The sequence below is a fragment of the Streptococcus suis YS56 genome, assembly GCF_000440115.1.
Classification (GTDB): domain Bacteria; phylum Bacillota; class Bacilli; order Lactobacillales; family Streptococcaceae; genus Streptococcus; species Streptococcus suis_L.
In genome coordinates this window covers 1-8,688 of sequence record NZ_ALMY01000030.1, presented here as the reverse complement: position 1 = coordinate 8,688, position 8,688 = coordinate 1, and the positions used below count along the sequence as shown (strand labels likewise).

Sequence of the window (8,688 nt, the reverse complement as noted above, 5' to 3'; positions counted from 1 at the left end):
GCATCAATGTCACCGATAGCAAAGTTGTCATCTCCATTATCTGTCGTTACGCTACCATCTTCTGCAACCACCAGTTTGTACTTTTTACCGTTGGTCACATACCCTGTCGGTGATTGGCTTTCTTGGAGATAGTAGGTACCTGCATCGGTAACAGTAAATTCAAGAATACCTTGGCTATTTGTTGTCTTTTCGTCCCCTATCTGGGTTGTTTGGTCAGAAGCAAAGAGCTTGAACTTGGCTCCTGCGAGAAGCGTTTGCTTGGTCTTGTCTATTTTCTTAACCTTGATTTTCTTCTCAAACTCGTTTTTAAGGACGATAGACAAACGACCATCCTTGGTTGTAGTCCCCACTAAGTCTGCAGGGGCACCATCCCCAAGTACAATCTGATTGGAAGCATTAACAGTAAATGTAAATGCTTCTAACTGCTTGTAACCACTTGGTGCACTAATTTCTTCCAATCTATAGCGCCCCTGTGGAAGCAAGAAGACCGCATCTCCATCAGCTCGTGTCGTCCATTCTACTGTCTTAGCAGTCGAGTTAGCAACACCACTATAATGATTTTGATGCCATGTCACATCTTTAAAGTTTGGAGCAGGTGTTTGATCCAGTGCAGTTATTTTCAATCGAACGTCTGCCAGACTGACACCTGTCGCTTTTTTCAGTTTTTGAACGCTCATCTCAAGGAACTTGAAGTTCTTGACGGTTATCTCAAGGGTAGCCCCTTGTGACACATCAACCGTTACCATATTCGAATCAAAGTCTATGAGTCTCAGACTTCCATCTGCTTGGATTTCGAATTTAATGTCTCGCAACTCAGTGGTTGGTCTATAACCACCGGTTGGAACGACTGTCTCTTTCAAGATATAAATACCGACTGGCAGGTTCGAGAAGGTAATACTATTGTCCGCATTGCTGGTAGTGCCTTTCATACCGACACCATCAATGACTACAGGTCGATTATCCTCTGTAAAGAGTTCAAATCGAGCGTTCAATCCAGTCGCTGGATTATGGTAGTCACGTTTCTTCACTTTGATGCTACGACGTTCATTTTTAACGGTAATCGTTGTTGAGCGATCCGTCGCATCAATGTCACCGATAGCAAAGTTGTCATCTCCATTATCTGTCGTTACGCTACCATCTTCTGCAACCACCAGCTTGTACTTTTTACCGTTGGTCACATAACCTGTTGGTGATTGGCTTTCTTGGAGATAGTAGGTTCCTGCATCTGTAACAGTAAATTCAAGAATACCTTGGCTATTTGTTGTCTTTTCATCCCCTATCTGGGTTGTTTGGTCAGAAGCAAAGAGCTTGAACTTGGCTCCTGCGAGAAGCGTTTGTTTGGTCTTGTCTATTTTCTTAACCTTGATTTTCTTCTCAAACTCATTTTTAAGGACGATAGACAAACGGTTATCCTTGGTTGTAGTCCCCACTAGGTTTGCAGGGGCATCCACCCCAAGTACAATCTGATTGGAAGCATTAACAGTAAATGTAAATGCTTCTAACTGTTTGTAACCACCTGGAGCACTCATTTCTTCCAATCTATAGCGCCCCTGTGGAAGCAAGAAGACTGCATCTCCATCAGCTCGTGTCGTCCATTCTACTGTCTTAGCAGTCGAGTTAGCAACACCACTATAATGATTTTGATGCCATGTCACATCTTTAAAGTTTGGAGCAGGTGTTTGATCCAGTGCAGTTATTTTCAATCGAACGCCTGCCAGACTGATACCTGTCGCCTTTTTCAGTTTTTGAACGCTCATCTCAAGGAATGGAACGTTTTTTACAGTCAGGCGGATTTCTCGATTTTCATCTGCATTGCTGGTCGTCAAGAGTTCTGCTGGTCCTTCAAGAACGGTTAGTGTTCCATTGGCAGCAATCTGTACCTTAATATCCGCAATTCCATTGTAATTGCTTGGTGTCCGTACCTCTTTGAGGACATAAACACCAGGATTGAGATTACGGAAGACAAGGTTCTCACCAGACGACGTCGTATTTCCGGCATCGACACGACTACCATTTTCACGATAAAGTTCAAAACGGGCATCCAGTCCAGCATCTGTCGTCGAGTCTTTCTTGATGACTTTAAAGTTATAGCTTTTTTGCGTATTTTTTACTTTAATGCTAATAGCGTTCGCAAGAACACCACTCACACCAGGTAAATCTGCTACGCTGACCGAATTCGTTTGACTTAAAACTCTAAAACGTGTCACAGCTTTTTGTTGGGTCACGTCATAGGCTCGTGTGGTTTCCTCCAATTCCAGCAAGACTGGGGCAGTCAAGCCATCATAGCCTTCTGGTGCCTGCGCTTCCACAAGAACATATTTGCCCAGAGCTGTCGCAGTTAACCTAGTCATGCTACTTTGACCTGTAAAGGTCAAGGTTTGCACAAGATTGCTGTCATTAAGAGTAACACTTGATACAGTATCTGCTGTTGTACTATCGTCAACTTTGTAGAGCTTAAAGATGACAGGTTTTGAGATTTGGGTGTTATTGCTATCAACCTTCTCAATTTTGAACTCTGGGTTTTCGATGTTACCGATTTTAATAATATTGGCTGTATCATTACTTCCACCTGCGTCAATCGATTGGGTAGCATCTCGAACACTTACCTGCAGGTCTCTGATTCCCAACCATCTCCCTGTTCCTGTCTGTAGATTTCGTACACGAATGTATCGTGCATAGATATCTACCGATTGAGTAAGGTCAAGCGTTGTGAAATCACCAAGTGATTGGTAGGTGATGCCATCTGATGAATACTCAAGGGTATAGCTATCCATCTTGTCACGGTCACTACCATCTGTAGCATTTTTACCTTGCGCAAAGAGGATTTGCGTCACGCGTTGAACCGAACCTAAATCCACTCCCCACCATTGACCTTCATTCAATGTCGAGTTCGGCAATCGGTACAAGGCTCCAGTTGTCAAAGTACCGTCTAGCGCCTTATCTTCTGTGCTAGAACCATGGGTTGCGGCTGCTGCAATTTCAGCTGACTTGATGACACGTAAACCAGTCGCAAGGTGACTACTAGTGTCTGAATTAGGATAGAAGCGCACACTGCCATCTCTATCAACATGAATCGTGTACGTTTCTGTCGATTTGATGTAGCCAGATGGGGCTTGGGTTTCTGTCAGAGTATAGACCCCAGGCTGGAGGTTTTCAAAGACAAAGTCTTGGTTAGCAGCTTGCTGTTTGACGATGGTGACGTTTGGATCATCATTCTTGGTCAACGTAAAGGTCATTTGCCCAGTGATAAGATTGGTCATATCACTAATCCCTTTGACACGCTTGCTAACTTTGAATTTTCCGAGTGGATAGTTCTTTACTTTTATCGTAATCGTATCTGGTGAGCTCGTTGTCACATCAATACCTTCAAGATAATCACTAGACACTTCTACTACACCATCTGCCCGAATGGTAAATGGTACCAAACCTGATAAGCCGATATAACCAGACGGAGTTGTTTCTTCTTTGATGTAGTATGTTCCTGGGGCAAAGTTTTTAGGGAAACTTACTTCTCCATTGGTAAAGTTTGAAATTTGTCCCTCAATGACATGCCCTTGGCTATCAGTGATACCGATGCGGGTCTGCACAGTTACTTTTTGTCCAGTCAGTGCATCTACTTTCTGCACTTTCACCTTATAAGTTGGAGGGCGGTTAGTGATTTGACTGCCTCCTGATGCAAAGGTAATCGTACCTGTGTCAGAAACGGTGAATCGAGCGGCAGCTGTGGTTAGCTTGCTATAACCTGAAGGTGCACTAGTTTCCCAGAGTTCGTAAGTTGTGCCTCCTTGTAAATGGTCTACATGAAGTTTCCCTTGGCTATTTGAGGTCAACCCAGTTAGCACTCGTTTATAACCTGTCTGTGTCATCTGACGAAGTTCAAACACTGCATCTGCAAGTGGTTGCCCTTGCTCATTCACCTTTGTAAACTCGGTACTGAAGTCCTCATCAACAACGTCGATGCTAAAGTTACCGTTGACAACCTCTATTGCACCTGTCTGAGTATTGGACAGATCTGTTAATTTCCGTATTTTTAGCTCACCGTTCTCCTCATAGACTTCAATATCTAGTGGAGTAATCGGCTTATAACCCGCTGGAGCTTTTGTCTCCGTCAAGGTATAGGTGCCTTTTGTTAGGTTTGCAAAAACAAACTGACTCGCAGGAATATCATTCCCTATAGTAATGTCATAATTTCCACCATTTTTGCTCTTAAGTCTGAAGACCGCACCTTTTAGTGGCTGAATTTCACCAAGCTCAAACTTATTGATTTGGAGTGTAGCTGGCTTGGTATTGACAACTTCTGTTGGACTATTGGCATCGTATTGTTTGCCATCAATGGTAATGTTTTGACTATTAGTGATAACAATCTTGTGCTCTGTCGGGTCTAAGATATAGCCAGATGGCGCTTGCGTTTCTCTAAAGGTATAAGTACCGGCAGCTATCTCTGAAAACTGAATATTCCCATCATCATCAGAAACTGCAGTTCGATACGGCTCAGTCCCTCTATACAGTGTTAAAACTGCACCTGCTAGTGGACGTTTTTGACCATTTTCATTCGTAACTTTTTTCAATTTCAGGCTATACCAATCTACAGGATAAGCACCACCTCGTGAGGCTGTATCTCCTTCACGACGATAAATATTTTGTTTTCTTCCATCGCCCATAACCGGACTTCTCCAATGAACACTCATACCATTATAGTACATTCCGTTCGTTTGGTACTTTTTCCTCTCCGTCAGTCGAACTACAATTGCCTTATTGGCCGTATTTCCATCATGGTAAAATTCAATTGAGTGAGTACTAGTAAAATTATCAAATGCAGCATAGGATTTATTTTCGCTATAAACCTTTACCGATACACCTATACTATTGTCTGGTAAACCATAATGATGGACATTTCCATTTTGTGAAGTCTCTTTATAATCTAACTTCACCAAACTATCCTTGGAATAGGACATAGCCTTGGTACCATCTGCTACATAGATTTCGATAGATTGAGGAATACTACTTGATACGTTCCCATTAGGATATAGTTCTAAACCTGGATGTAAAAAATCCCAAAATTTTCGCCGTTCCCCACTAGCACTACCTATATTTGCGCCACCTGCATTATAGACCAGTTCCCAAGTAAACGTATCGGCAGTCTGGCTATATTGGTATTTATTTATTCCTCCAAACTTTGACAGTCCTCCTTCGCTACGATCAGTGTTTGTAGCATCTAAAGTCCCATTTGTCTGTACCGTTTTTTCGCAATTCATCCCGCTTCCATTGTAAGTGGATTTGAAATTCAGCGTCTTACTAACATATGTCTGATTACGAGTAGCCGTAGTGTACCACTCTGGAAGATTTGGGATGACCCCTGTTTTATAGAGTTCGTTCGTTGCTCTGTTGTTAATTTTTATCACATTACTGGTTGGTGCACCAATCTCAAACCAACCATAATAATCCTGTACAGAATAAGCATCTGCTGTCAATACAAAACGAAGTAAGTTATCTTTTTCATGATATACATTAGCTATCATCTTACCATTTGCAGATACAGTGGTCCATACATTATTAGGATTGGCAACATGACTCAACTTTAACTCTGGTGGCAGTTCTAACGTAAATGAGTCCCCTGCACGCGCAAAAGCAGGTATTTTCAAGTTCATTCTCATCGAACCATCAAAACCACCCCAAATAGTAGAACCTGACTGATACATAACGTAATTGATACTGACAGGGTCTATACTGGTTACTCCATAGTTTCCACAAGTACCCGTTGGAAATATCGGTGTCATTGTATTATTTTTTTTATTTGTAAAGACATAGTAAAGATTTTCCCAGTCTGTCTGTCTGCTAGAAAGAATGTAACCTGATGGAACCGCTTCGGTTATTTCATAGTATATTCTCTTTTTAGTCGCTGTGCTTCCTGTACCAGAAAACTTGTCAACATTAGCAATCGTAACTTGTGTCGTATTTGCGCTAATTGTTGCCGTGCGATTGGTTAAACTTCCACCATTTGCCGTAAAGGTCACATCGACCTTATCACTACCAGTCTCCCAGTTTTTCTGTATGGTAATGTCACCTTTCAGGGCCTCTAGTTGTGCTCCTGAAATAGTATGGTTAGCTTTCTCATTTGTGACATTCGTTATCGTCTTAACTAGAGCAATAGCACCTGGCGGAACATCCGTAACTGTAATTTGATTATTTGTCGGTGTTACAACAGTTGCAGAACTTTCCGTGTAGCTACCTGTAGCGGTCGGCGTATAAATGTAAACTGTATAGTTATGAACCGCCTGTGAATTGTCTAAAGCAACGTCGAATGTAAACGTTTGTGGATCTGTGGTATCATTTAGTTGCGAACTAGTCCATTCGATGACTTTGTCATTGCCATCACGATACTTACCAATGGTACGGTTGACGTTCGAGGTATTGACCGTATCAACTTTTAAGTCGCCTAAAGGACCTCCGTCATTTTTAGCTGGAAGTGTAATGGTATCTGCTGTCGATAAGGTACGCGTTTCAGCTTGACTTAAGGTAACTGACGTACCATTATAGGTAAGTTTACTTCCCTTTGGAGCATTAACAGTAACTTCCGAACGATAATCTAAACTATAGTTATCACTTGGAATCACTACAGGAGTTTCAATCGTATAGACGTATGTTCCATTTTCAACTGGTAAGTTATCTGTTGCCGATTTGAAATTGTCGGAACTTCCATAGTGGGTCGTATTGGTTGTTATCGGAGTGCCATTTTTTGTGACTGAGGTAATTCGTGGTTCTCCTAGACCTGAGTCTGTTGTGGTGGAGAAGGCATTTCTGATAGAGGTGATATTGCTATTAGCGCCCCCTACCGTAGTCGTATACTCCCAGATGATTTTTGTGGTATTAGTAGCCGAGTCAACCACTACTTCCTTTTTCTTCAAGACACCATCTTGTGCATAACTCTGATAGAAACCTGGGATTGAAATCGTGATTGGCTTGAAGATGTACTTGAAGATAGATTCTTCACGTGTATAAGTGGTTGTTTTATTACCAGATACGGTCGTGGTAGTCGTCGTTGTGGTCGTTCCTGTTACTGTAGGCGCTGCAAACAATGAAACATCAAACAATGACCGTGCCATTCTCTTTGAACGTCCCCCCAATGAAGCACTTAGCATTGAACTGATATCATAGGTTATTAAAGAACTCTTGAGATTATTAACAAGCGTTAGCTCTTTCGTCACATTAGCCTCTGATAAGACTACGGTCTCTTCTTTAGAAAGTTCATAATTATCCGCAGTTGTTTTTTGAACAACTGTATAGGTTCCTAGCGGGAGATTTGAAATGGTTACAAGACCATCCTTATCTGTTCGTCCTGTATAGACCGTATCGCTCTGCTCAATATTACGCACTTCAAATTCTGCACCCTCAATAGCATTATTTGCCGAATCTTTCTCTTCTGCTTGTGCTGGGGTAGACTCTGTAGATTTTGTGACTTTAATCTGGATAGCGCCTCGTTGATCAACAGCCTCCGCTACCGTTCCCTCTGCTTCCGAAGTTGTTGTACTAGCTTGTGACTCTTGACTCTCAGGTGTTTGTCCTTCTGTTTCAGAGGTAGGAGGATCCTGGGCAGGACTGACCTCATTGACATCTTCACTGGAGGTAGTAACTTCTTTTTTAGGGTAGTCTTTAAATACACTTGGTTCAGACTTAAAGTAAGCGATGACATCTTCTTTGATGACTGCCACAAACTCTCCCTTTACAACGTCACTTACTTTAGTAAAACTTACCGTTAACTCATCAGCTAGATTTTCCGAATTAACTTTTGGAAGCAAACGGTAGGAATGATACTGTTCCCCATAGGGTGGGAGGGTTTCTGCATTTTTCGCTAATTCATCTGAATTACCTAAAACAGTATTTTCCTCTTGCGTTTGTGAGTTGGAAATCAGGTCATTTTCGTTATACGCGTTATCTAATTCCCAGCCTTCAGTCAAAGCCTCCTTCTTTAATTCCAGACCTTTTTGTGCAATGACAACTAAACCGTTATCTTCAATTCCCTGCTTATCTACGCTTATGGTTAAACCCAAGGTATTCGGACTTGACAACGACTCATCTATACGAAGTGATAACTTCTCTTTTTCTTCTTTTTTATCCTCAATATAGGTTCGCCTTATCGTCCTGTCAGCATTAGCGATTTGTTCCTCTGCCAAGACGCTTGCTATTCCAGAGAAACTATTTGCAATTAGTAGCGTAACTGATAATAACTTAGCTATTTTATAAGCTTCTTTTCTCAGCTTCATCTTTCTCTTCCTTCGCTTTACCTTTCTACTACATCAATGTCTATCTACTTTAAACAAGCGCATATCAGTCGTTTCTTTTTGATTACTTCAACGAGCAAAGCGACTCAATTTCCAACCTTTTACAGTTAGTAGACTATAAAAGTAGCCTACAGCTCGTTACCTTGCGCTAAAAGACTATAATTCGAATACATCAACTCTAATACGTGACAAGTAATACTTTTAAGAGTAGTATATTACATAGCTATCCCAACAAATTGTACATACATTAGTATTATATCTCGACCCCCAAAAAATCAAGTGGCTTTTATATCAAGCAAACCTTCTCGCCCACCTCTACAGACGCTCCCGTTAAAACATCCTTATGCTCATGAACAATTTTAACGCCATCAATTTTCTTTAATTTATCCAATACAATATTTTGGTTCTC

Annotated in this window: 1 protein-coding gene; it reads right to left on the bottom strand. The window is 41.5% G+C overall.

Annotated elements, in window-relative coordinates:
- The coding region (locus tag SST62_RS1000000112880) for a SpaA isopeptide-forming pilin-related protein (protein WP_228376843.1) at nucleotides 1-8,261 on the bottom strand (8,261 nt) is incomplete at its 3' end.
- Between the last annotated feature and the right edge of the window lie 427 nt (nucleotides 8,262-8,688).